Source organism: Pseudactinotalea sp. Z1739, assembly GCF_049725055.1.
Taxonomy (GTDB): Bacteria; Actinomycetota; Actinomycetes; order Actinomycetales; family Beutenbergiaceae; genus CALKWS01.
Genome location: NZ_JBMPQA010000012.1, coordinates 32,389 through 56,556, shown reverse-complemented (window position 1 = coordinate 56,556; position 24,168 = coordinate 32,389). Strand labels below are relative to the sequence as shown.

General features: G+C 69.4%; 21 protein-coding genes, 1 tRNA gene and 1 riboswitch. Of the genes, 15 read left to right on the top strand and 7 right to left on the bottom strand.

The annotated features are described in order from the left end of the window. The first annotated feature begins 175 nt into the window (after positions 1–175). A complete protein-coding gene (locus ACO0LV_RS14980) occupies positions 176–895 on the top strand; it encodes a M50 family metallopeptidase (protein WP_424788721.1) in 720 nt (239 codons plus the stop codon). Here ACO0LV_RS14980 and ACO0LV_RS14975 read toward each other — a convergent pair. Next, positions 884–1,384, bottom strand: coding sequence for a phosphoribosyl-ATP diphosphatase (locus ACO0LV_RS14975; RefSeq protein WP_424788720.1), 501 nt, complete (start codon positions 1,382–1,384; stop codon positions 884–886). The two genes, ACO0LV_RS14980 and ACO0LV_RS14975, sit on opposite strands and share 12 nt — an antisense overlap. A 151-nt stretch (positions 1,385–1,535) precedes the next feature. Between ACO0LV_RS14975 and pgi the strand changes: the two genes are divergently transcribed. Next, positions 1,536–3,215, top strand: a complete 1,680-nt coding sequence (pgi, locus tag ACO0LV_RS14970) for a glucose-6-phosphate isomerase (protein WP_424788719.1) — start codon at positions 1,536–1,538, stop codon at positions 3,213–3,215. Between the two features lie 31 nt (positions 3,216–3,246). Here pgi and ACO0LV_RS14965 read toward each other — a convergent pair whose 3' ends face one another. Further along, entirely contained in the window at positions 3,247–4,929 is a 1,683-nt protein-coding gene (locus tag ACO0LV_RS14965) for an NAD-binding protein (RefSeq protein ID WP_424788718.1), read from the bottom strand. 206 nt (positions 4,930–5,135) lie between these two features. Between ACO0LV_RS14965 and ACO0LV_RS14960 the strand changes: the two genes are divergently transcribed. The 9 genes from ACO0LV_RS14960 to mnhG all read left to right on the top strand — a co-directional run bounded on the left by ACO0LV_RS14960 (position 5,136) and on the right by mnhG (position 13,598). Then, positions 5,136–5,209: transfer RNA gene (locus ACO0LV_RS14960), tRNA-Gly, on the top strand. A gap of 71 nt (positions 5,210–5,280) precedes the next feature. Next, complete coding sequence (gene dcd, locus ACO0LV_RS14955) at positions 5,281–5,862, top strand: dCTP deaminase (protein WP_424788717.1); 582 nt, start codon at positions 5,281–5,283, stop codon at positions 5,860–5,862. After that, the gene (locus ACO0LV_RS14950) at positions 5,859–6,911 is read left to right on the top strand and encodes a hypothetical protein (RefSeq protein ID WP_424788716.1); all 1,053 of its coding nucleotides are present in this window, start codon (positions 5,859–5,861) and stop codon (positions 6,909–6,911) included. The genes dcd and ACO0LV_RS14950 overlap by 4 nt, the downstream gene beginning before the upstream one ends. Positions 6,912–7,138: 227 nt before the next feature. After that, a complete protein-coding gene (locus tag ACO0LV_RS14945) occupies positions 7,139–10,123 on the top strand; it encodes a Na+/H+ antiporter subunit A (RefSeq protein ID WP_424788715.1) in 2,985 nt (994 codons plus the stop codon). Beyond that, entirely contained in the window at positions 10,120–10,689 is a 570-nt protein-coding gene (locus ACO0LV_RS14940) for a Na(+)/H(+) antiporter subunit C (protein ID WP_424788714.1), read from the top strand. The genes ACO0LV_RS14945 and ACO0LV_RS14940 overlap by 4 nt, the downstream gene beginning before the upstream one ends. After that, on the top strand, positions 10,686–12,218 hold the full coding sequence (locus ACO0LV_RS14935; protein ID WP_424788713.1) for a Na+/H+ antiporter subunit D: 1,533 nt from the start codon (positions 10,686–10,688) through the stop codon (positions 12,216–12,218). The genes ACO0LV_RS14940 and ACO0LV_RS14935 overlap by 4 nt, the downstream gene beginning before the upstream one ends. Next, positions 12,215–12,880 carry a Na+/H+ antiporter subunit E gene (locus ACO0LV_RS14930; protein ID WP_424788712.1) on the top strand — a complete coding sequence of 222 codons (666 nt, stop codon included), beginning with the start codon at positions 12,215–12,217 and terminating at the stop codon, positions 12,878–12,880. Before ACO0LV_RS14935 ends, ACO0LV_RS14930 begins: the two co-directional genes overlap by 4 nt. Further along, on the top strand, positions 12,877–13,227 hold the full coding sequence (locus tag ACO0LV_RS14925; RefSeq protein WP_424788711.1) for a monovalent cation/H+ antiporter complex subunit F: 351 nt from the start codon (positions 12,877–12,879) through the stop codon (positions 13,225–13,227). Before ACO0LV_RS14930 ends, ACO0LV_RS14925 begins: the two co-directional genes overlap by 4 nt. Then, a complete protein-coding gene (mnhG, locus tag ACO0LV_RS14920; RefSeq protein ID WP_424788710.1) occupies positions 13,224–13,598 on the top strand; it encodes a monovalent cation/H(+) antiporter subunit G in 375 nt (124 codons plus the stop codon). The genes ACO0LV_RS14925 and mnhG overlap by 4 nt, the downstream gene beginning before the upstream one ends. A 26-nt stretch (positions 13,599–13,624) precedes the next feature. Here the strand turns inward: mnhG and ACO0LV_RS14915 are convergent, their stop codons facing one another. Continuing rightward, a complete protein-coding gene (locus ACO0LV_RS14915) occupies positions 13,625–13,867 on the bottom strand; it encodes a DUF4235 domain-containing protein (protein WP_424788709.1) in 243 nt (80 codons plus the stop codon). Positions 13,868–13,959: 92 nt separating this feature from the next. Next, positions 13,960–14,075: riboswitch (TPP riboswitch) on the top strand. A gap of 47 nt (positions 14,076–14,122) precedes the next feature. On the opposite strand from ACO0LV_RS14915, the gene ACO0LV_RS14910 reads away from it, so the two are divergent. The 4 genes from ACO0LV_RS14910 (at position 14,123) to ACO0LV_RS14895 (ending at position 19,733) form a co-directional block, all read left to right on the top strand. Next, the gene (locus ACO0LV_RS14910; protein WP_424788708.1) at positions 14,123–15,277 is read left to right on the top strand and encodes a thiamine ABC transporter substrate-binding protein; all 1,155 of its coding nucleotides are present in this window, start codon (positions 14,123–14,125) and stop codon (positions 15,275–15,277) included. Positions 15,278–15,455: 178 nt separating this feature from the next. After that, positions 15,456–17,234: an ABC transporter permease gene (locus ACO0LV_RS14905; protein ID WP_424788707.1), complete on the top strand. Its 1,779-nt coding sequence runs from the start codon at positions 15,456–15,458 to the stop codon at positions 17,232–17,234. Continuing rightward, positions 17,235–18,281, top strand: coding sequence for an ABC transporter ATP-binding protein (locus ACO0LV_RS14900; RefSeq protein ID WP_424788706.1), 1,047 nt, complete (start codon positions 17,235–17,237; stop codon positions 18,279–18,281). It abuts the gene before it with no gap. A 189-nt stretch (positions 18,282–18,470) separates the two neighbouring features. Beyond that, on the top strand, positions 18,471–19,733 hold the full coding sequence (locus tag ACO0LV_RS14895) for an ABC transporter substrate-binding protein (RefSeq protein WP_424788705.1): 1,263 nt from the start codon (positions 18,471–18,473) through the stop codon (positions 19,731–19,733). 127 nt (positions 19,734–19,860) lie between these two features. Here the strand turns inward: ACO0LV_RS14895 and ACO0LV_RS14890 are convergent, their stop codons facing one another. Genes ACO0LV_RS14890 through ACO0LV_RS14875 form a run of 4 tightly spaced genes read right to left on the bottom strand, consistent with a single transcriptional unit; the run spans position 19,861 to position 24,088 of the window. Further along, positions 19,861–20,673: an ABC transporter ATP-binding protein gene (locus ACO0LV_RS14890; RefSeq protein ID WP_424788704.1), complete on the bottom strand. Its 813-nt coding sequence runs from the start codon at positions 20,671–20,673 to the stop codon at positions 19,861–19,863. Beyond that, positions 20,670–21,668, bottom strand: coding sequence for an ABC transporter ATP-binding protein (locus ACO0LV_RS14885; RefSeq protein ID WP_424788703.1), 999 nt, complete (start codon positions 21,666–21,668; stop codon positions 20,670–20,672). The genes ACO0LV_RS14890 and ACO0LV_RS14885 overlap by 4 nt, the downstream gene beginning before the upstream one ends. Then, positions 21,658–22,647: a branched-chain amino acid ABC transporter permease gene (locus tag ACO0LV_RS14880; RefSeq protein WP_424788702.1), complete on the bottom strand. Its 990-nt coding sequence runs from the start codon at positions 22,645–22,647 to the stop codon at positions 21,658–21,660. Before ACO0LV_RS14880 ends, ACO0LV_RS14885 begins: the two co-directional genes overlap by 11 nt. A 16-nt stretch (positions 22,648–22,663) precedes the next feature. Further along, positions 22,664–24,088: a branched-chain amino acid ABC transporter permease gene (locus ACO0LV_RS14875; protein ID WP_424788701.1), complete on the bottom strand. Its 1,425-nt coding sequence runs from the start codon at positions 24,086–24,088 to the stop codon at positions 22,664–22,666. Between the last annotated feature and the right edge of the window lie 80 nt (positions 24,089–24,168).

Below are 24,168 nucleotides of genomic sequence, written 5' to 3'. Positions count from 1 at the left end.
CGTATGTCAATCGGTGCGTGGGCGCTTGGGTGGGTCTAGGGCACGCGGGCCGGTGCCGGCGTGGCGGGTGTGCCGGCATGGCGTGGGCGCACCCGGCCGGGGGGTGTGCGGGCGGCCGGGTGCCGGTGCGGTAGGTCTGCGCGGCTCCGCCCCCGGGCGCGGTTAGGGTGACTGCGTGGATGTCCCGTCCTGGTCCCAGATCTCCGAGCGCATCGTCCCGGTTCCGGCGAGCCAGGCCGGTCAGGTCGAACCCGAGCACCTGCTGATCAGCGCGGGTATCGCGCTGGCGTTGGTGGCCGTGGGTCCGCTGTGGCGGATCGTCCGGTTGGCGGTGACGCTGGTGCACGAACTCGGGCATGCCCTGGTGGGCCTGGCGACCGGGCGCACGTTTACCGGCTTCGTCCTCCGGGCGGACATGTCCGGGCACGCCGTCACCCGGGGTAAACCGCGCGGTGCCGCCCTGGTGGCGACCACCTGGGCCGGCTATCCGGCTCCGGCGATCCTGGGCGCGCTGCTGGTGTGGACCGCCACGCGGGGGCTGGGGCCACCGGTGCTGACGGCGGTGCTGGTGATCCTGCTGATCTCCTGGGTGCGGGTGCGATCGGTGCTGACCGCCCTGGTGATGCTGGCCGTCAGCGCCGGGGCGCTGTGGCTGTGGTGGGCGGGGTCGGTGGTGCTGCAGATGCAGGTGCTGGTGGCCACCGGCCTGCTGCTGCTGATCGGGGCTTGGCGGCACCTGGGTTCGGTCTGGCGGGGCCGGGATCGCGGCTCGGATCCGGCGGTGCTGGCGCGCCTGACGCCGCTGCCCCGGGTGGTGTGGTTGCTGACGTTCGCGCTGGTGCTGGCCGCGGCCACCGCCCTGGTGGTGACCGAGGCCCAGCGGCTACTGCTGTGAACCCAGCCCGAGCGCACCCGCCACGTCCGGTCGGAAGTAGTCCGGGCCCTTGAGCACCTTGCCGTCGGGGCGGTAGATCGGCCGGCCGTCGGAGCCCAGTTTCGACATGTTGGAGGCCTGCACCTCGGCCAGGACCCGGGCCAGCGGGAGTCCGCACTCCAGCGCCATCCCGTAGATCACGTAGACCAGGTCAGCCAGCGCATCGGCGGCACCGACCGTGTCCCGGGTGCCGTCGTCGGCGTCGACCGCGCGGGTGAACGCCTCGGTCACGAAGGTCTCCGCCTGCGGCCCGTACACCGCGCCGACCAGCTCGGCGAATTCCTCCGCGATCAGCGCCATGCGCATGTGCACACGCTCACGATCCACCGACGGTCCGTCCTGGGCGATCGGGAGCCCGTAGGTGCGGTGGAACTGTCGCACCAGCGCCTCGGGTTCATCACCCGAGTGCAGGGGCGTGGGTCGGTCGGGGTGGCCGGTGTCGGAGCGCATCGCCCCACAGTAGAAGGCCGGGCGGTTCTGCCGCCGTGACAGGCCGCGCCGGGCCCGGTCCGGTGCCGAACATGCGAGGTCAGGGCGGGGAGCGCCGCAGCGGCCCGGGCAATACGGTGAGGGTAGGTACCAGTTTCGAAGGAGCTCACCCGTGAATACCCCGATCGATGTCACCACCACCGACGCCTGGCGTTCCCTGCGGGCCGACGCCGAGTCGTTCGAGCCGGACCTGCGCGGCTGGTTCGCCCGGGACCCCGGCCGCGCCGAACGGTACAGCCACACCGTGGGGGACCTCTACGTGGACCTGTCCAAGAACCTCATCACCGACGAGACCCTCAGGCTGCTGACCAAGGTCGCCGAAGAGGTCGACCTGCCCGGGCGGATCGCCGCGATGTTCGCCGGGGAGCGCATCAACGCCACCGAGGACCGGGCCGTGCTGCACACCGCGCTGCGCCGGCCCAAGGATCGGAGTCCGGCGCTGGTCGTGGACGGCCAGGACGTCGACGTCGACGTGCACGAGGTGCTGGAGCGGATGTATACCTTCGCCGACCAGGTGCGCTCGGGGGCGTGGACCGGGCTGAGCGGCAAGCGCGTGCGCACCGTGGTCAACATCGGCATCGGCGGTTCCGACCTGGGCCCGGTGATGGCCTACGAGGCGTTGCGGTCCTACGTGGCCGAGGACATCGAGGTGCGATTCATCTCCAACATCGACCCCGCAGACATCGCCGCCACCCTGGCCGGCGTAGACCCCGAGACCACCCTGTTCATCGTGGCCTCCAAAACCTTCGGCACGATCGAGACCCTCACCAACGCCCGGATGGCCCGCACCTGGTTGTGGGAGCAACTTGCCCGGCGGGGGGTGATCGGGACCGAGCCGGCCGAGCGCACCAACGCCGTCGCCCGCCACTTCGTGGCGGTCTCCACCGCACTGGACAGGGTGGCCGACTTCGGCATCGACACCGACAACACGTTCGGCTTCTGGGACTGGGTGGGCGGGCGCTACTCGGTGCCCTCGGCCGTCGGGCTGTCGTTGGTGATCGCGATCGGACCGCAGCGGTTCACCGAGTTCCTCGGCGGTCTCCACGCCGTCGACGAGCACTTCCGCACCAGCGAGATTGCGCACAACGTGCCGGCCCTGATGGGGCTGCTGAACATCTGGTACGTCAACTTCCTGGGCGCCCACACGCACGCGGTGCTGCCCTATGCCCAGGACCTGCACCGCTTCCCGGCCTACCTGCAGCAACTGACGATGGAGTCCAACGGCAAGGGGGTGCGCTGGGACGGCTCACCCGTGCCCACCGACACCGGTGAGGTGTTCTGGGGTGAGCCGGGCACCAACGGCCAGCACGCCTTCTACCAACTCCTCCACCAGGGTACCCGGCTGATCCCCGCCGACTTCATCGCGGTGGCCAACCCCGCCGACCCCCGCAAGGACGGGCACGTGGATGTGCACAGCCTGTTCCTGGCGAACTTCTTCGCCCAGACCCGTGCGCTGGCGTTCGGCAAGACCGCCGATGAGGTGCGCGCCGAAGGCGCCGACGAGGCGGTGGTGCCCGCCCGTACCTTCCCCGGGAACCGGCCCACCACCTCGATCATGGCTCCGGCGCTGAGCCCGTCGGTGCTGGGTCAGTTGATCGCACTGTACGAGCACATCACCTTCACCCAGGGCATCGTCTGGGGCATCGACTCCTTCGACCAGTGGGGGGTGGAGCTGGGAAAGGAATTGGCCTCCCAGATCGCCCCGGCGGTCACCGGGGATGAGGAGGCGCTCGCGGCCCAGGACGCCTCCACCCAGGCGCTGATCCGGTACTACCGGGACGCCCGGCGCTGAGTGGGGTGCGCCACCCCTACCCCGGCTGGGCCTAGCCGGGGTACTTGGCGCGGAACCGCTCCTCGGCGTGCCGGTCGCCCAGGAGCAGCAACTGCTGCCCGTCGCCGGTCGGGATCCGTTCGGAGTCACGCAGCAGCGTCCCGTCCGCGTCGGTCACGGCGACGATCTGGCAGCCGGTCTGCTGGAACACCTCCGGGTTGCGCACCGGCAGCCGGGCCAGTGCCGCCGGGCGGGGAACGAGGAACAACTCGTTGCCCTCGGCGATGACCATCCGGTGCGGCAGCGTCGCGCGGTTCCACAGTTCAGTGGCACCGATCGTGGCGTAGGAGAGCACCCCGTCGGCCCCGGCCCGGTAGAGCGTGGCCACGTTGCGTTCGTGGGTAGCCCTCGAGACCACCTGGACCTCATCGCGCAGCCGCCGGCAGTACAGGCTCAGGTAGACGTTCAGGTCGTCGTCGTGCGTTGTGACCAGGACCGCCGGTGCGGTGTCGAATCCGGCTGAGCGCAGCACCTCCAGGTCCGCGGCGTCACCCTCGACGACGCGGGTGACCGACCCGGCCCGATCGGGAACCTGCTCCACGATCGTGGACGGTACGCCGGTCTCGGTCAGTGCCTTGGCAGCCGCGCGGCCCACCCGCCCACCGCCGAGGATCAGCACCGGGTCATCATGGTTCTGCGGGACCTGGAACCGCGCGTCGTACTCCTTCACCTCGTCGGCCGTGCCCGCCAGCACCAGCACGGTGTCCGCGTCGATGCCAGGGTCCGGCTTCGTCGGCCGCAGCCTGCCCTTACGCATGACCGCAAGGATCCGGCAACTCACTTCCGCGCGGGCCTGTTCCAGCGTCATGCCCACCAACTCGGTGTGCCGGGCGGCGGCCTCAGCGATGATGGTCCGGCCGAAGGCGCCGATGTGGTGCGCGCGCCCGGTCGTGCCCAGCACCCGGCCCGCCATCGCCCGGCCCAGTTGCGTGGCGAGTTCCAGGACGTGGTCGGCTCCGGCGAGTTCCAGGACGTCGACCGAGGCGGCCTTGTCCGCCGTCACTGCCACTATCACGTCCTTGGCGACCTGGCGCACGGTGAACACCACGTTCGTGGTGGTGGTGTCCGGCAGCATCGAGACCACCATCTTCGCCCGCTCCACACCCGCCTTGCGGTAGGTGTCGACCGAGTCCAACGGCCCCAGCACCACGATGTAGCCGCGGTCGTGCAGCAGCCCGGCCTGTTTGGGGTGATCCACCACCAGGACGCAGGGGACACGGGAGCGCTTGGCGCGCGCGACCAGCGTCTCGACGACGGTGTCCGCGCCCACGAGGATCAGATGGTTGCGGATCTGCGGCGGGGCGCGGCGCGGAGCCCGTGCCGCGTCACGCCGGTCCAGCCACGGGGTCAGGACGTGCTGGATCACGAAGTACGGCAGCAGTGCCAGGATGAACACCGCTCCGCTGAGCAGCACCACCATCGAGAAGATCCGGCCGAGGTCGGACGTGAAGGTCACGTCCCCGTAGCCGAGCGTGGACATCGTGGTAAGGGTCCAGTAGATCGCGGTGGTCCAGGAGTGGGATTGGCCCTCGGTGGCCATCAGGACCTGGAACAGCACGCTGGACCCGCCCACCAGTGCCAGTCCGGTGAGTAGCAGGGCGGCGGCGAACTTGCGGCGTCGGCGGCGGGCGATCGCCCGAGCACGCTTGATGTCGGACCTGCCGTTGCCGTCCATTCCGGTCCCTTCAGGACGTCGGGATATCGTCGCCGACCAGACTTCCCGGCACACCGGTGATCGAGCGTAGAGCAGCCGGTCCCTGGTGACAACCGGATGCCCCGGCGAGGGGCACGGCGCCGGGTCGACGGCGGTCGGCCGTGCTGTGACGGCCGCGGCAGGATTGCAGGTATATTGGATCCGGTCGCAGTCTCATCGCTGCGCTCGCGGGTGTAGTTCAATGGTAGAACTTCAGCTTCCCAAGCTGATAGCGCGGGTTCGATTCCCGTCACCCGCTCCAGGTGGTCGCCAGGTCCTGGCTCGGCCGGTTCCCGGCCGCGCGCGGGCCGTCCGGAGCGGTACCGTGGCCCCGTGCTCCTCTCCGACCGTGATATCCGCGCCGAGCTCGACGCCGGCCGCCTCGGCCTGGACCCGTTCGAGGCCTCGATGGTCCAACCCTCCAGCGTCGACGTGCGCCTGGACCGGTTCTTCCGGTTGTTCGACAACCACAAGTACCGGGTGATCGACCCCGCCGCCGATCAGCCCGACCTGACCCGGCTCCTGGAGGCCGAGCCGGATGAGCCGTTCGTGCTGCACCCGGGGGAGTTCGTGCTCGGTTCCACGTACGAACTGATCACCGTGCCCGATGACATCGCCGCCCGGTTGGAGGGCAAGTCAAGTCTGGGCCGGCTGGGCCTGCTCACCCACTCCACCGCCGGCTTCATCGACCCGGGTTTCTCCGGCCACGTCACCCTGGAACTGTCCAACACCGCCACCCTGCCGATCCTGCTGTGGCCCGGGATGAAGATCGGCCAGCTCTGCTACTTCCGCCTCTCCAGCCCGGCCGAGCATCCCTACGGCTCCGGCGCCCAGGGCTCGCGCTACCAGGACCAGCGGGGCCCGACGGCCTCGCGCTCCTACCTGAACTTCCACCGCACCCGGATCCAGCCGTGAGCATGTCCGCCCCCCAGCAGCACGGCGCCACCGGCCACGGCACCGACCGGGCCGCGCAGGATCCCGCCCGGGCTCACCTCGACCCCGATCTGGCCTGGGGCCATCACCTGCTCCTGGTCGGCCCCGGGATCGACCCGGGTGACGTGGAGGCTCTGGCGCTGAGCCGCTTCCCGGGCGCCTCCCGCCGCGACGAGCACACCATCGACCTGATCCCCGGCGCCTGGCTGACCGGCCCGTGGCTGCTGGACGACGACTCTCGCGCCGCGCTGGACGTGCCGGAGGAAGCCCAGGAGGCCTACCTGGCCCGCGCCCCGGTGCTCCGCGCCGGACCGGTGCCGCAGGAGTTGCGCGGCCTGGGCGGTCTCCTGGACGCCTTCGCCGAGGGCACCCCGGAGGGGGACGAGGCCGATGTGGTCGAGTTTCTCTTCGCCGTCGCCCGCCGACTGGGTGGTGCGCTGCGCACCGGGGGCTCCGGCATGGTGCTGGTGCCCGATCCCGCCCCGTTCGTGGACCTGATCGTGCACAGCGCCGTCTGGCTGGAACCCGAGGCACTGCAGGTGGTGCTCGGTGAGGTGCTTCCGGGACTGGAGATCCTCACCAGCACCGGTTGGGCTCCTCTGCCGATGCCCCCCACCGCGCCGGAGGAGTTGAGCGAGGCCGAACGCGCCGAGCGGTCCGAACTGCACGCCCGCGCCGATGCCTTCGACGCCGCGGCCCTTGCCGCCGAGCAGGTGCACGAGAGTTACGGCGCCCTGTGGCACTTCGGGGACGACGGCGTGATCTCGGTGCAGGTCGAAGCCACCGACGTGGCGCCCCCGGTGCTGTCGGGGGTGGAGTGGGCCGGGCAGGGTCTGCTCAGTTACTACCTGCGTTGGTACCCGGTAGCGGTAGAGGCCGGCGAGGAGGAGCCGGCCGTCCCGGAGCAGGTACGCGCCCTGATCGAGGACAGCGCGGCGGCGTTGCTGGCCGCCGTGGGTGGGGTGGTGGCCGACGATGACGGTTTCCTGGTGGACCTGGGACTGGATGTGGACCCGAGCGAGAGCGACTGAGGGCGAACAGGGTGTGAGGCTGCCCACCGCGAGGGTGGGTCAGCGCCGGGAACCGGTCCCGGATCCTGGGCCCGGGTCGGGGTACCGGCGCGCGTTGATAACATGACCGACGGATCGCACCGCCCACATGCCCACATCTCCCCGGGGCGAAGACACGGCCATGCCCGGGGTTGATCGGTGCATGATGGGCACAACTTGACCACGCCCACCACCCCCGAGGAGCGGACGTGCTGCAGCTGCTGGCGCTACACCTGGTAGCGGCTCTGGCTGCCCCCACGCTGATGCGTGTGTTCGGCCGGCGCGGCTTCATCGTGCTGGCACTGGTTCCCCTCTCGGTGGCGGTGTGGGCGCTGGCGCATACCCGCCAGATCATGGACGGCAGCCCTGTCCATGTCCAGGTCAATTGGATCCCCACGCTCGATGCCACGCTGGACTTCCGCGTCGACGGTCTCACCTGGCTGATGATGCTGCTGGTCGGCGGAATCGGGTCGATGGTGCTGTTCTACTGCGCGTGGTACTTCGCCAGCGGCGCCAAGTACCTGAACCGGTTCGCCGCCACCTTCGTCGCCTTCGCCGGGTCCATGCTCGGTCTGGTCGCCACGGACAACACGCTGGTGCTGTTCGTGTTCTGGGAACTGACCTCGATCACCTCCTACCTGCTGATCGGACACTACTTCGAGCGGAAGGGCTCGCGCCGTTCGGCGATGGAAGCCCTGGTGGTGACCGTGAGCGGCGGCCTGGCGATGCTCGGTGGTGCCGTCATCCTGGGAGAGATGCCCGGCGGGTCCTATCGGTTCTCCGAACTGGTGGCCGCGCCCCCGGAGCACTCTGCGCTGCTGGCCGCCGCCCTGGTACTGGTGCTGTTGGGTGCGCTGAGCAAGTCCGCCCTGGTGCCGTTCCACTTCTGGCTGCCCGGTGCGATGGCCGCGCCCACGCCGGTCAGTGCCTACTTGCACGCCGCCGCCATGGTCAAGGCCGGTGTGTACCTGGTCGCTCGTCTCGCGCCCGGCTTCGCCGAGAACCCGGTGTGGTACTGGATGGTGCTGATCAGCGGCTCGGCCACGATGCTGCTGGGCGGATACCGGGCGATGCGCCAGCACGACCTGAAGCTGCTGCTCGCCTTCGGCACCGTCTCCCAACTCGGCTTCCTCATCCTGCTCGTGGGCCAGCCCGACCGCGGTATCGCGCTGGCCGGTCTGGCCCTGCTCGGGGCGCACGCGATGTTCAAGGCCGCGCTCTTCCTCACCGTCGGCGTCATCGACGCCGCCGCCGGCACCCGGGACCTACGCGAACTGTCCGGTCTGGCCCGCAATCTCAAGGGCGCGTTCGTTCCCGGGCTGCTCGCGGTGATCTCCATGGTCGGGCTGCCGCCGGCGGCCGGTTACGTGGGCAAGGAAGCAGTCCTGGAGGCGCTCAACGACGGCGGAGAAGCGCGCCACTGGGTGCTGATGGTCGTGGTGGTGGTCGGTTCCGTTCTCACCTTCGCCTACGGTGTGCGGTTCCTCTGGGGCGCCTACGCCCGCAAGGCGGGAGTGCCCGAGACCCCGCTCGATCGCGAGCACGTCGGGCTGTTCATCTCCCCGAACCTGCTGGCCGCCGGCGGACTGATCGCCGGATTGCTGCCCGCGCTGGGGGAGTACCTGCTCGCACCGTACGCCCTGAGTTACCCGGTGGGGCAGCCCGGGCACCTGACCCTGTGGGCCGGATTCGGTATCCCACTGGGACTGACGGGGCTCATCATCGTGTTCGGGTCGCTGCTCGCCCTGGGCCGCCCGATGGTGGAGCGGTTCCAGGAGGCGATCAGCCCGCCGGTCGATGCCGACCGTACCTACCGCGACTCGATGCGCTTGCTGGACCGGTTCTCGGCCTCGCTGACCTCCTACACCCAGAGCGGTGCACTGCCGGTCTACCTGGGCGTGATCCTGCTGGTCGGGATGGCGTTGGTGACCACGGCGATGTTCACCGGCGGGGTCACCCCGGGGGAGGTCAGGTTGTGGGACTCCCCGGTCTCCGGCGCGATCGCTGCGGTGATCGTGATCTCGGCGCTGCTGGTCACCCGCGCCCGGCGCCGGATCAAGGCCGTGGTGCTGATGGGGGTGGCCGGTTACGGTGTGGTGCTGCTCTTCGCCCTGCACGGCTCCCCGGACCTGGCGCTGACCCAGGCGCTGGTGGAGACCGTCACGATCGTGGTGTTCCTGCTCGTGCTGCGCCGTCTGCCGGCCTACTTCTCCAACCGGCCCCTCGTGGCCAGCCGATGGTGGCGAGCCGTTATCGCCATCGGTGCCGGTGTGCTGATGTCCATGCTCGCGCTGACCATCCCCGGCACCCGGATCCACGAGCAGATCTCCCAGGACCTCCTCACCGAGGGTTACCAGTTCGGTTGGGGCAGCAACATCGTCAACGTGACCCTGGTGGACATGCGCGCTTGGGACACCATGGGTGAGGTCGCGGTGCTGCTGGTCGCCGCCACCGGGGTGGCCTCCCTGGTGTTCCTGCGGCACCGGCAGCGCAGTGTGGAGCGCGTCAGCGACTACGACCCCGAGCGTCCCCGCACCTGGAGCAGGGGCCTGACCCCGGACCCGGCGATGCAACGACTGGGAGAACCCGGCACACCGATCGCCGGCCGGCGGGGTCAGCCGTGGCTGCCCGGTGGTGTCACCCTGGCACCGTATCGACGCTCGGTGATGTTCGAAGTGATCACTCGGATGCTGTTCCACACCATGTTGGTGCTGTCGGTGTGGCTGCTGTTCGCGGGACACAACGCCCCGGGCGGCGGGTTCATCGCCGGGATGATCGCCGGGGTGGCGCTGATCGTGCGGTACCTGGCCGGGGGCCGCTACGAACTGGGTGAGGCGCTGCCGCTGCAGCCGGGTGGGCTGCTCGGCGGCGGGCTATTGGTGGCCACCGGCACCGGCATCGCCCCGCTGTTCTTCGGCGGTCAGGCGCTGCAGTCCTTCCGGCTGGACCTCGACCTCGGCATCCTCGGCGAGATCCACCTGCTCACCACCCTGGCGTTCGATATCGGGGTCTACCTGATCGTCATCGGACTCGTCCTGGACATCCTGCGGACCCTGGGTGCCGAAGTGGACCGTCAGGGTGAGGCCGAAGGGCGGGCCGCCCCCGACGTCGCGCACGACTCCCCCCGGTCTGCGGTCGGTGACGCCGACGTGCTGGACGACCTGAGAGCCGGCGTAGGGGGTGCGGGCGGATGATCGAAGCGAGTCCGAGCCTGGCCCTGGTGATCGCGGTCGGCGTGCAGTTCGGTGCCGGGGTGTACCTGCTGCTCGAGCGGAGCCTGACCAGGGTGCTGGTCGGCATCTACCTCATCGGCAACGGAGTGAACCTGATGTTCTTGCTCGCCGGCGGTGCCGCCGCGAGCCCTCCGCTGCTCGGGTCCGGGCCACAGGAGGAGATGGCCGATCCGCTGCCGCAGGCGATGGTGCTGACCGCGATCGTGATCAACCTGGGGCTGACCGCGTTCGTGCTGGCCATGGCCTATCGCACGTGGCAGTTGCACGGCCACGACGAGGTGCAGGACGACCTGGAGGACCGCCGACTGGCTCAGCGCCTGGAACGCGGTGAACTGGACACCCGCGACGACGACCTCGGGGTGAGCCTGGCTGTCGAGGCCGCCGAGGCCCGTGACGAGACCGAGGAACCGGGGATCGAGGAACAGCCGTCCCCGTCCACCCCGAACGTGAGCGCCGACGACTCGGCAGCCGAGGGCCCGGGTGGAGCAGTCCCCGGCGCCCCCGACTCGAAGGGGGGCGCCACATGAACTGGCTATTACCGATGCCGGTGATCCTGCCCCTGTTCGCTGCCGGCTTCGCCCTGGCCATGGCACGCCGTCCCAAAGCACAGTTGGCGGCCTCGGTCACCACCTTGACCGTGGTCCTGGGGATCGCGATCGCGTTGGTGGCGATCACCCACGCCCAGGGACCCCAGGTGGTCAACCTCGGCAACTGGAGCGCCCCGGTGGGCATCGTGCTGGTGGCCGACCGGCTCTCCGCGCTGATGCTGGTGGTCTCCGCGGTCGTGCTGCTGGGGGTGCTGCTCTACTCGGTGGCCCAGGGTCTCGCCGACGGCGATGAGGGCGCCCCGGTGGCGATCTATCACCCCACCTACCTGGTGCTGGCCGCCGGTGTGTCCAACGCCTTCCTCACCGGGGACCTGTTCAACCTGTTCGTCGGGTTCGAGATGTTGCTCGCGGCGAGTTACGTGCTGCTCACCCTGGGTGGCACGGGCTCGCGGATGCGGGCCGGGTCGATCTACGTGATCGTGTCGCTGCTGTCCTCGATGCTGTTCCTCATCGCCATCGCGATGATCTACGCGGCCACCGGCACGTTGAACCTGGCGCAGTTGAACGTGCGCCTGGCGGAGATCGATCCGAATGTCTCCCTGGTGCTGCAGATCCTGTTGTTACTGGCCTTCGGCATCAAGGCGGCGGTCTTCCCGCTGTCGATGTGGCTACCCGACTCCTATCCCACGGCCCCGGCACCGGTCACCGCGGTCTTCGCCGGGCTGCTCACCAAGGTCGGCGTGTATGCCATCATCCGTACCCAGACGCTGCTGTTCACCGACGGGCGGATGGACACGATCCTGATCGTGGCCGCGATCGTCACCATGGTGGTGGCCATCCTCGGCGCCGTGGCCCAGGACGACATCAAGCGACTGCTGTCCTTCACCCTGGTCAGCCACATCGGCTACATGGTGTTCGGAATCGCCCTCGCGAATCAACTCGGCCTGTCCGCATCGATCTTCTACGTGACCCACCACATCACCGTGCAGACGGCATTGTTCCTCGTGGCAGGGCTGATCGAGCGCAGGGGTGGCAGCACCTCGTTGGAGCGCCTCGGCAGCCTGACCAAGGCCGCACCGGCGCTGGCGATCTTGTTCTTCATCCCAGCGATGAACCTCGGTGGAATCCCGCCCATGTCAGGGTTCCTGGGCAAAGTGGGTCTGGTGCAGGCCGGCATCCAGCACGATTCGTCCCTGGCGTATGTCGCGGTGGGCGCGAGCCTCGTGACGTCACTGCTCACCCTGTACGCGGTGGTGAAGGCGTGGAACAAGGCGTTCTGGCAGACGGCCCCCCAGCCTCTGCCAGAGACCGACGTACCTCGCAGCATGTTCGCCCCCGCAGCGGTCATCGCCTCGATCGGAGTGCTGCTCGCCGTCGTCGCCGGTCCGTTGTACGCCTACACCGACGCGGCCGCGCGGGACCTGCGTGCCCAGTCGCCCTACGTCTCGGCGGTGCTGCCCGACGGCGAACGAGGCGAGGGCATCTCCCACCAGGTGGAGCCCGAATGAGAACCCAGCCTGCCCACCCGTCCGCTCCGACCGGCCTGAGCGCTTGGCTGAACCGATGGCCGATGCTGCTGTGGATGACCGCGCTGTGGGTGCTGTTGTGGGGTGACCCGACCCTGGCCAACGTGCTGGCCGGGTTCGGCGTCGCGGTGCTGCTGGTGCTGTTGACACCGATGCCCGCGGTCGGATACGCCGGCCGGGTGAGTATTCCCGGGGCGGTGTGGCTGATCGCCCGCTTCATCGTCGATGTGCTGCTCGCCTCGGTGGAGGTGTCGAAGATGGCGCTGCACCCGCGCCGGGGCCCCGAGGGCGGCGTCATCCGCATCCGGCTGCGTTCGGAGTCCGACCTGATCCTCACCCTGACCGGGGTCTTCACCTCACTGGTTCCCGGTTCGATCATCGTGGAGGCGCATCGGCTCACCGGCACCCTCTACGTGCACGTGCTCGATCTGCCCACCAGCGGGGGTGTCGAGACCTTCCGCCGGCAGGTACTCCTCCAGGAGCGGCGCCTGTTGTACGCCCTGGCCAACCAGGAAGACCTGGCCCGTGCCGGATTGCCGCGCCGGCGCTGGTGGGGTGGGCCGGACCGGGGAGCGCCGGATCCCGGCCCTGCCGGGCGCGCTGCGGGGGCCTCCGATGGCAACGCTGGGGAGGTGGACCGATGAGTGCGCCGGTGTTGTGGATCTGCGGGATCCTGGTCGTCGGAGCGGTCCTGGTGGCGCTCTTCCGCGTGGAGCGCGGCCCGAGCATGCTGGACCGGATCGTGGGCCTTGATGTGGTGATCGCGGCCCTGATCGGCACCGTGGCCCTGTGGTCGGCCACGACCGGACGGGTGGACCTGGTGCCGTTGCTGACGGTGATGGCAATCGTCGGGTTCGTGGCGGCGGTGACCCTGGCGCGGTTCGCGGCCGCAGAGCCGGAGGATGAGGGCCGGATCCTCAGCGAAGAGGAACTCCAACGGCTCGAGGCAAGGCATGCGCTGGATGACGATGCCGAGGAGGACGAGCGATGAACTCGGAACTGCTGCGCGAGATCGTCGCCTCTGCCTTCTTCATCACCGGCAGCGCGCTCGTGATGGTCGCAGCGATCGGGATGGTCCGGTTCCCGGACCTGCTGTCACGGTTGCACGCAGCCACCAAACCTCAGGTGCTCGGCATCATCCTGATGATGAACGGGCTGGCCCTGACGCTGGGATCCTGGCAAGTGGGTTGGAAGGTGCTCCCGGTGATCATCTTCCAACTGGTGACCGCTCCGATCGCCGCGCACATGGTGGGCCGCGCAGGGTACCGCACCGACAAGGTGCGTTCAGACCTGCTCGGAGTCGATGAACTCACCGAGGACCTGGAGGCCGCGCGCGCCGAGATCGAGGACACCCAGGCCTGAACGTGCCGGTGCCGGCCTCGCGCTGGTCAACGAGCGACGTCGCCGCTGGACAGCCACTTGTGGGCGCCGCGGCTGGCGTAGGCGCGGACCAACGCCACCAGCGCGCTGGAGATCGCCGCGAAGAGCACGATCTCAGCGATGGGCATGCTTCCGTCCTTGTCGTCGGTTGGTGGCTCATGACCGGTGACGCTCTTCCAGGCGGTCCCGAGGACCTTGTTCGCGACGAGGCCGGCGACGATGGTGGCAACGGCGGTGACGACTCGCTCCATGGCAGATCTCCTTTACGACGACTGCACCCAGCGTAGCCGTCCACGATCCTCGCGCGCCCGTCGGCCGCACCGGCCGACGGGGTGTAGCCTCGTGGGTGCGACAGGGGAGCGTCGGCCGAGTCAGGTGCGGCGCTGAGAGTGCGGCCACCCGCAGACCCTCGAACCTGCTCCGGTTAGCACCGGCGAAGGGAGTCGAGCATCTCTCCCGTGGCGTCGCGCCGCGGACCCCTTCTCACATCACGCTGAGGAGGAAGAATGAATCACCACACCATGTCTCGCCGCCGGCCCGGGCGGGTCGGCCCGGACCCCGGGCGGATCGGACATCTAGCAGCGTTCACCGCCCTGGCACTGGCCGTGGCCGGCTGCACGGTGGGCGCCGGGAACGACAACCCCGACACCCCCACTGACGACGACGCGGACTCCACCGCAGTAGGGGAGGGCGAGACCACCGGCGGCGAAGGCACGGTCCAGGTGGTCACGCACGACTCGTTCCACGTCTCGGAGGATCTGATCAGCCAGTTCGAGTCGGACTCCGGCTACACGCTGTCCTTCAGCGCACCCGGTGACGGGGGAGCCCTGGTGAACCAGCTGATCCTGACGAAGGACGCGCCCCTGGGCGACGTCGCCTACGGCATCGACAACTCCTTCGCCTCCCGCGGCATCGCCGAGGACGTCTTCAGCCCCTACACCTCCGCTGCGCTGCCCCCGGCCGCCGAGGACTACCTGATCGACGGCGGAGACGAACTCACACCGATCGACGTGGGCGATGTGTGTCTGAACATCGACACCGCCTGGTACTCCGAGGCCGGAGTCGCCGAGCCGTCCGACCTGGCCGACCTGACCGGGCCCGACTACGCCGACCACGTGGTGGTGACCAACCCGGCCACGTCCTCACCCGGCCTGGCGTTCCTGTTGGCAACGGTCGCCGAGTTCGGGGACGGCTGGACGCAGTACTGGCAGGACCTGGCCGACAACGGCCTGCTCGTCGTCGACTCCTGGTCCACCGCCTACTCCGAGGAGTTCTCCGGCTCGGTCGGGCAGGGCCCGCGCCCGGTGGCGTTGTCCTACTCCACCTCGCCGGCCTTCGAGGTCGGACCGGACGGGGAGGACCCGACAACGACGGCGATGCTCACCTCATGCTTCCGGCAGGTGGAGTACGCCGGGGTGCTGGCCGGGGCGGACAACCCCGAGGGCGCCGAGGCGTTCATCGACTTCCTGCTCAGCGACGCCGTCCAGGCCGACATTCCCGGCCAGATGTACATGTACCCGGTCAACCACGACCTGGAACTCCCGCAGGAGTGGACCCGATGGGCCCCCCTCGCCGAGGAACCGTTGACGGTGGACCCGGCCGAGATCGACGAGAACCGTCAGGACTGGATCCAGGCTTGGACCGACATCGTGATCGGCTGAGGATGGGAGCCAGCACCGCCCGGCCCAGCCCGGGACGGCCCAGCCTGACCCGGCCCAGCCCGGCCAGGTCCGGTCCTGTCCGGGTCTGCGTGGTTCGGTGTTGCGCTGCCGCCCGGGCGGGTCTGCGCACCACGTCAACCTGTCGGTCGCGGGCCGCCGGGCAGGACGGGTCCTGAGGATGGCACGGTGGTTGCGAGGTTGCGTGTGGGTGCTCGCGGCCGCCGTGCCGCTGGTGTTCCTGGCCACCTTCTTCGCCTGGCCGGTGACCACCTTGGTGTTGCGCGGTTTCGTGCCGGACGGGGCGTGGGACCTCAGCGGCTTCACCGAGGTGTTCGCCCGCCCGCGCACCTGGCGGATCCTCTTCCTCACGATCGCGCTGGGGGTGCTCGGCGCCGTCTTCTCGGTACTGCTGGGCGTTTCCGGTGCCTACGTGCTGTACCGGCGCACGTTCCGCGGCCAGCGGATCCTGCGGGCATTGATCACGATCCCGTTCGTGCTACCCACCGTGGTGGTGGGGGTGGCGTTCCGGGCCTTGCTGGCCGCTGACGGGCCGCTGGGATTCCTGGGCCTGGATCGCACCTTCACCGCGATCGTGCTGGCGCTGGTGTTCTTCAACTATGCGATCGTGGTGCGGACCGTGGGCGGGTTCTGGGAGCGTCTGGACCCGCGCACCGAGCAGAGCGCCCGGGCGCTGGGCGCCTCCCCTGCGCGCGCCTTCTGGTCTGTGACAATGCCGGCGCTGACCCCGGCTATCACCTCCGCCGCCTCAGTGGTGTTCCTATTCTGTTCCACTGCGTTCGGTGTGGTGCTGGTGCTGGGCGGGATCCGGTTCGGCACCATCGAGACCGAGATCTGGATCCAGACCACCCAGTTCCTCGACCTGCGCACCGCCGCGGTGCTCTCGGTGCTGCAACTCTCGGTGGTGACCGCCGCGCTCATCACCTTCTCCCGTGCCCGGGCCCGGCGGGAGGCGGCCCTGAAACTACACGGCGCCCAGCACCAGGCACGCCGGCTGCGGTTGTGGCAGCCCGTGCCGCGGCGTCGAGAGCGAGGGTTACGGGCGAAGTCGAGTGTCCGCACCGTCGGTCTCGGCCAAACGGCTCGAAGTCGAGGCCGGTTCGCCGCCCGCTGGGGCCGCCCGGGGCCGGATCTGCCGGTGGCCGCGGTGACCGCCGTGGCGATCGTGGGCCTGCTCGCGCTGCCCCTGGCTGCGCTGGTGGTGCGCTCGCTGCGCACGCCGTCGGGTACGTGGGGGCTGGACAACTACGTGGCCCTGGGCAGCACCGGCGGACCGAACGCGCTCACCGTGACGGTGTGGGACGCGGCCGCGAACTCCCTGCGGGTGGCTGTGGATGCCACCGTGATCGCGGTGGTGGTGGGCGCACTGGTGGCGCTGGTGGTCTCGCGCCGGCCGCGCAACGTGCACGCTCGCCGTGCGGTCTGGGGACTGGACACCCTCTTCATGCTCCCCCTGGGGGTGTCGGCGGTGACGGTCGGGTTCGGGTTCCTGATTACCTTGAACCGGCCGCCGCTGGACCTGCGCACGTCGATGATCCTGATTCCGATCGCCCAGGCGGTGGTAGCGATTCCGCTGGTGGTGCGCACGGTGCTGCCGGTGCTGCGGGCGATCGACCCGCGACAGCGCGAGAGCGCCGCGGTGCTGGGCGCCTCTCCGGGCCGGGTGCTCGCCCACGTCGACGGGCCCTTCCTGGTGCGGTCGCTCGGGCTGGCGATCGGATTCGCGTTCGCCGTCTCCCTCGGGGAGTTCGGCGCCACCGCCTTCCTGGCCCGCCCCGACGCACCCACCCTGCCGGTGGTCATCTTCCGGCTGATCGGGCGCCCCGGTGCGGAGAACTACGGGATGGCCCTGGCCGCGTCGGTCCTGCTGGCGTTGCTGACCGCCACCATCATGGGAGTGGCCGAACGGTTGCGGTCGGAACGGACGGGTGAGTTCTAGATGTCCCTGACCATCGATGACGCCGTGGTCCGCTACGGCGTCCGGGAACCGCGGACGACGGCGGTGGACCGGGTGAGCCTGCAGGTGGCGCCGGCGGAGGTGGTCGCCCTGCTGGGGCCCTCCGGCTGTGGCAAGTCCTCGCTGTTGCGTGCGGTGGCCGGCCTGGAGCCACTCGATCGCGGCCGGGTGTGCTGGGAGGGGGCGGACCTGAGCGACGTGCCGGTGCATCGGCGCGGGTTCGGGTTGATGTTCCAGGACGGACAGCTCTTCGCCCACCGGGACGTGGCCGGCAACATCGCCTTCGGCCTGCAGATGGAGCGGATGCCGCGGACGCAACGGGCGCAGCGGGTACGCGACCTGCTCGACCTGGTCGGCCTACCGGGTTACCAGGACCGGGCGGTGGCGAGCCTGTCCGGCGGGCAGGCCCAGCGGGTCTCGTTGGCCCGCTCCCTGGCCCCGAAGCCCCGGTTGCTGCTGCTCGATGAACCGCTCTCGGCGCTGGACCGGGCGCTGCGGGAACGGCTCGCCGCGGACCTGCACCACATCCTCCGCCGGGCCGGTACGACCGCCCTGTACGTCACCCACGACCACGACGAGGCGTTCACCGTGGCCGACCGGGTGGCGGTGATGATGGAGGGGCGGATCGTGCAGGTCGGTACCCCCGAGGAGTTGTGGGCGGCTCCGGCCGATGCGCAGGTCGCGGAGTTCCTGGGGTACCGGCTCGTCACCGCCGCCGACGGCGCCAGGTTCGGCCTCTCGCCCCAGGCGCTGCGCCTGGAGTCGGGCGAGGACGGGGAGACTGCGGAGGAGACCGGCGGCACCGGTACCAGGTCCGGGCCCGGACCCGGGACGAGCCTGCGCGATGCCGACGATGTCCGCATCCGCGGCGAGGTGGTCAGCGTGGGCTTCGCCCGCGGTCGCACCACCGCTGTGGTGCAGATACCTGACTGGGGCCCGCAGCGGGCCGTCGCCGAGGGCATCGTGCCCCTCGAACCGGGGGTGCCGGTCACCGTGCGGGTGGACCCCGGCGGCATCATCCGGTTCTGAGTACGCGGCCGAGACCACGCCCGCCCCGCCACCGATCGACCCGGCCGGGACCGCAAAGCGATCAGAATCGTCTCAATCACGTCACAGGTTGGTCTCATCGCACGGATTAGCCCCATGTGCTCCACGTCACTGTGTCACCATGATGCACTCGGGTGCGAGGGTCGCGCCCTGACATGTTCGGGAGAAACTATGAAGCGCTCCACGAAGAGGGCACTCGCACCGGTTGCGGCCGTGCTGCTGCTGGCCGCGGCCTGTAACGGGAATGGGAACGGAAACGGGGACGCCGGTAACGGCGATGGGGCCGATGGCGAACCGCTGCAGTTCGGCTACGTGCTGCCCGAGACCGGGCCGTTGGCGTTCCTCGGACCACCGCAGATCGCCGCGACCGGGTTCGCGATCCAGGAGATCAACGACGCCGGCGGCGTCCTCGGCACGGAACTGCCCGATGCGATCGCCGGTGACGAGGGCGGGGACCAGGCCATCGCCAGCCAGTCCGCGGACCGCGTCCTCGCCGACGGTGCGCACGCGGTCATCGGTGCCGCGGCCTCGGGTATGTCCTTGGCGATCATCGACCGGATCACCAGCGACGAGGTGGTGCAGTGCTCCGGGTCGAACACCGCACCGACGTTCACCGACTACGACCACGGCGGCTTCTACATCCGGACCGCGCCCTCCGACGCCCTGCAGGGCCCGGTGCTGGCCGAGACGGTCATCAATGACGGCCACACCGACGTGGTGATCGTGCACCTGGAGGATGACTACGGCGTCGGCCTGGCCAACGCTACCCAGGAAGCCCTGGAGGCCGGCGGCGCCAACGTCATCTCCAGCGAGGGCTTCGACGGCAACGCCACCGAGTTCACCGGTGTGGTGCAGTCGGTGGTCTCGGCCGAGCCGGACGCCGTGGTGATCATCGCCTTCGAGCAGGGCGCCCAGATCGCCCAGGGCATCATCGAGGGCGGGCTGACCCCGCAGGACATCGGGTTCTACGGTGCCGACGGGATGCGCAGCAACGAGTTGCCGAACCTGGTGGACTCCAACGACCCGGGCATCCTGGACGGGATGAAGGGTACCGCTCCGGCTTCGTCGGAGGACGCCGACTTCCTGAACAACCTGCAGGAATTCGCCGACCTGGACGAGACCCAGTTCGCACCGCAGGTCTTCGACTGCGTCACCGTGATCGCGCTGGCCGCCGAGGCCGCCGGTTCGACCAACCCGGCTGACTTCCAGCCCCACCTGATCGACGTCACCCGCGACGGTACGGACTGCTCGTCCTTCGCCGAGTGCCGCGACCTGCTCGCAGACGGGGAGGAGATCAACTACAACGGTGTCTCCGGTCCGCTGGACTTCACCGAATCCGGTGAGCCCGGCATCGCCTCGATCGAGGTCTACGGTTACGACTCCGAGGGCACCCTGTCCACCATCGAGGTGGTCGAGTCCGCTCCGACGGAGTAACAGGCGCCGGTACCGGTGGCCCGGACCTGCCCACGGCGGTGGGTCCGGGCCACCGGTGCGCCGGGACGGGCACGCCGAGGGCCGCCGGACGGCTGCAGGGACCTCGTGGGTCGTGTCCGGGTGCGTCTCAGTGGCCGGTGCGGCCCAGGGTTCCCAGATACAGCTCGATCACCTTGGGGTCGTGCATCAGTTGCTGTCCGGTGCCGGTGTAGGCGTCCCTGCCCTGATCCAGCACGTAGGCCCGGTCGCTCAACTGCAGGCACCGCTGAGCATTCTGCTCCACCATCAGGATGGAGACACCGGCGGCGTTGATCCGCTGCACAGCCTCGAAGACAGTGTCCTGCATGATCGGGGACAACCCGGCCGAGGGCTCGTCCAGGAGGAGTACCTGCGGGTCGGTCATCAGGGCCCGTCCCATGGCGACCACCTGCCGCTCACCCCCGGACAGCGATCCACCACGCTGGCGGCGACGCTCGTGCAGCACCGGGAACAGGTCCGTCACCACCTGGTACCGCTCCTCGTACTCCCGGGGCCGCAGGTACAGCCCCATCTGGAGGTTCTCCTCGATGGTCAGGGAGGGGAACACGTTGTTGTTCTGGGGCACGTACCCCACGCCCCGATCGACGAGCCGGTAAGTGGGGACCCCCACGATGTTCCCGCCGCGCAGCAGGACCTCGCCGCCGCGCACCGGCACGATCCCGAACATCGCCTTGATCAGGGTGGACTTGCCGGCCCCGTTCGGGCCGATGATGCCCACCAGCTCGCCCTCGCGCACGTGGACATTGCAGCCGTTGAGGATGTCCACCTCCGGGATGTAACCCGCCACGAGGCTGCGGCTCTCCAGCAGGATGGCGCCGTCCGGCGGGCTGTTCCGCTCGGTCGAGGTGGCCCCGTGGTCCGTGCCCGCCGGGTCGGCGTCGCCGTCTCGCTCCTGACTCATCGCTCCTCCTGCCCGCCGGACTCGGCCGGCTCGGCGCGGGTGCCCAGGTAGGCCTCGATCACCGCAGGGTTGGTGCTGATGTCGGCCGGGCGTCCCTCGGCGATCACCGCGCCCTGGGCGAAACAGATGATCCAGTCGCTGATGCTCATGATGACGTCCATGTCGTGCTCGACCAGCACGATCGTCTTGCCCTCATCGCGCAGATTCTGGATGTGCCCCAGCAGGGACTGGGTCAGTGCCGGGTTCACCCCGGCCATCGGCTCATCGAGCATGATCAGGTCCGGATCCACCATCAGAGCCCGGGCCATCTCCAGCAGTTTGCGCTGCCCGCCGGACATGGTGCCGGCGAACTCATCGCGCATGTGGCTGAGCCGGAAGCGCTCCAGCAACTCGTCGGCGCGGGCCTCGATCTGCCGCTCCTGACTGCGCCACAGGAACGGTAACTGCGCGGCCAGGATGTTCTCGCCACGCTGGCCGGTGGCGCCCAGCATCACGTTCTCCAGCGTGGTCAGGCGCATCAGGGCCTTGGTGAGCTGGAAGGTGCGCACCATGCCGCGGCGGGCGATCTTGTAGGCGGGCAGCCCACGCAGCGACTGTCCGTTGAAGGTCCAGCTTCCGGCGGAGGGTCTGTCGAAGCCGGAGACCAGGTTGAAGAAGGTGGACTTACCGGCACCGTTCGGTCCGATCAGGGCGGTGATGGTGCCGCGCTGCACCTCGAGGTGGTCCACGTCGACGGCTCTGAGGCCGCCGAAGTGACGTGTCATCCCGGTGGCGACCAGGATCGGGTCGGGCTTGGCCACCCCGGGCTCGGGCGCGACGTCGGCCAGGGCCTTTGCCGCGAGTACGGCCCCGGAGGAGGGCCCGGCCTTCTCCCGTGCCTCCTCGTGCTCGACCAGATCCTCCCGCTCGTCCAGGATCTGATCGCGCGCCGCGGTGACGTCCTCCTCGGTCCGGTCCGGGACCGGGGAGGACTCGGGGCGTGGCTCATCGGACACTGAGTCGGATCTCCTCTGCGTTGCCGAGTATCCCGGCCGGGCGGAAGGCCATCAACAGCACCAGGAGCAGACCGACGAACACGAATCGCATCGCGCTCACGTCACTGGAGGCCAAGATCGAGGACGGGATGATGCCTTGGGTGGTGGCCTGCCGCAGCAGTGCGTCCAGGAAGGTCAGCAGGAACCAGAAGATGATGCTGCCCACGATCGGTCCCATGATGCGGCTGGCGCCGCCCAGGATCACGATGGCCCACAGGTAGAAGGTCACCGCCGGCATGTAGATGTCGGGGTTCACGGTCTGGCCGTGCATCGCCATCATCGCCCCGGCCAGGGCCCCGAGGACACCGCCGAGGACCAGGCTCTGCATCTTGTAGGCGTAGACGTTCTTGCCCAGGCTGCGGGCGGCGAGCTCGTCCTCACGGACCGACTTCAGCACCCGGCCCCACGGGCTGCGCATGAGCAGGAACACCAGGAGGGAGAAGAAGGCGACCAGACCCCAGGTCACCGTCATCACCCACAGGTTGCGCGCGCTGAAGGAGAACGGTCCCAGCACCAGGGACTGGGTGTAGGGGTTCAGGGCGAAGAAGTCTCCTGCGAACTGACTCAGCCCGTAGACCCCGCCGGTCAGCGGTTCGGCCCAGGAGGAGCGGTACAGATAGCGCAGCACCTCCGCGGCCGCGATCGTGGTGATCGCCAGATAGTCCCCGCGCAATCGCAGCGTGGGGATACCCAGGATCAGGGCCAGGACCACCGCGCACCCGATCCCGATCAGGATGCCCACCCACAGCGGCAGGTCCCAGGTGGCCACGCTGACCGCCACGCCGTAGGCACCCACCAGCATGAACCCGACCTGGCCGAAGTTCAGCAGCCCGGTGTAGCCGAAGTGCAGGTTGAGCCCCACCGCGGCGAGCGCGTAGATCGCCGCCTCCGGCCCGATCGCCCCGCGCAGTGCGTTGGCAAGAATGTCCATGAACTCCATGTGCGACCTCCCGCGCCTAGCCGGCGCGCTCCGCTCTGCCGAAGATCCCCTGCGGTCGCAGCAACAGCACCAGGATCAGCACGAGCAGCGCCCAGAAGTTCTGCAGCGCCGGCGGGAACCAGAGCGTGGACCACTGCGAGACCAGCCCGATGATCAGGCTGCCGACCATCGCCCCGTAGGCGCTGCCGATCCCACCGAGGATCACCCCGGCGAACATCAGCAGCAACAGATAGAAGCCCATGTCCCAGTACACCGCTGAGGTCAGGCCGTAGAAGACCCCGCCCAGGGCAGCCAGACCACCGCCGAGCACCCACACCATCATGATCACCCGGCTGACGTTGATCCCGGAGGCCTCGGACAGGTCCTTGTTGTCCGAGACCGCGCGCATAGCCTTGCCGATCCGGGTCTTGGACAGCATGATCCCGATCCCGACCATGATCGCGAATGCCAGCAGCGTCACGATCAGGTCCCGCGGGGTGATGCGCACCATCCCGATCTCGAGGGCAGCCTGCACGGTGTAGGTGTCGTACTGCCCGCGCCGGGAGCCGAACACCACCAGCAACAGGTAGCGCAGCAGCAGGGACAGCCCGATGGAGATGATGAAGAGCTGGATCAATCCGGTGCCGCGTCTTCGCATCGGCAGCCACACGGTCTTCTCCAACGCCCCGGCCAGCAGCGCACCGACCACCATCGCCAGCCCCGCGGCCAGGATCAGTGGCACGTTCCCCGGGGAGGTGGACAGGAAGAAGGCGGTGACCGCACCGATCGTGACGAACTCACCGTGGGCGAAGTTGATCAGGCGCGTCGTGCCGAAGACCAGGGACAGGCCCACGGCGGTGATGGCGATGATCGCGCCGAGTTTGATCCCTTCCACGGTCAGTTGCGCGAACCGGGCGGAGAACGAGGCGCCGCGGGGCTGCTCGGTGGCGATCGCGCCCTCGTCCTCCTCGGGGGTCGCGGCATCATCGGCGGGAGCGTCGTCGTCGGTCTCGGGGGGTTCGGTGCCCGGCGCCGGCTGCTGGGTCTCATCGGCACCGATCAGCGGGAACGGCACCCTGGTCTGCAGCCGGCCGGGGCGCACCAGGATGTCCTCGCGGCGCTCACCGGCCTCCTGCTGGGGCTGCAGGTCGGCGGGCAGCGTGTCCACGTCCAGGACGACGTCGAAGGTACCAGGGCCGGGCACCTCCAGTTCCCAGGCGCCCTCGCCGTCGGTGACCGTCTCGCCCAGTTCCTCGCCTGCCTGCTCCAGCGTCAGGCCCAACCCCTCGACCGGTTCGCCGTCGGGGTCGTTGATGGTGCCGAAGAGCACCTGGGCATCGCCGTCCTCGGTACTCATCGGGACCGGACCGCCGCCGGGAAGGATGGAAGCGGCCGCGGCCGCGGGGGTCATGACCAGGAACAGGAACAGGGTCGCCAGCAAGGGGGCGATGCGTCGCTGCACGGCACGCTCCTTCCTTGGCGTCGCGCAAAGTCAACCACAACCGGAGGAGCATCAGATGACAATTGATCAGATTGATACCT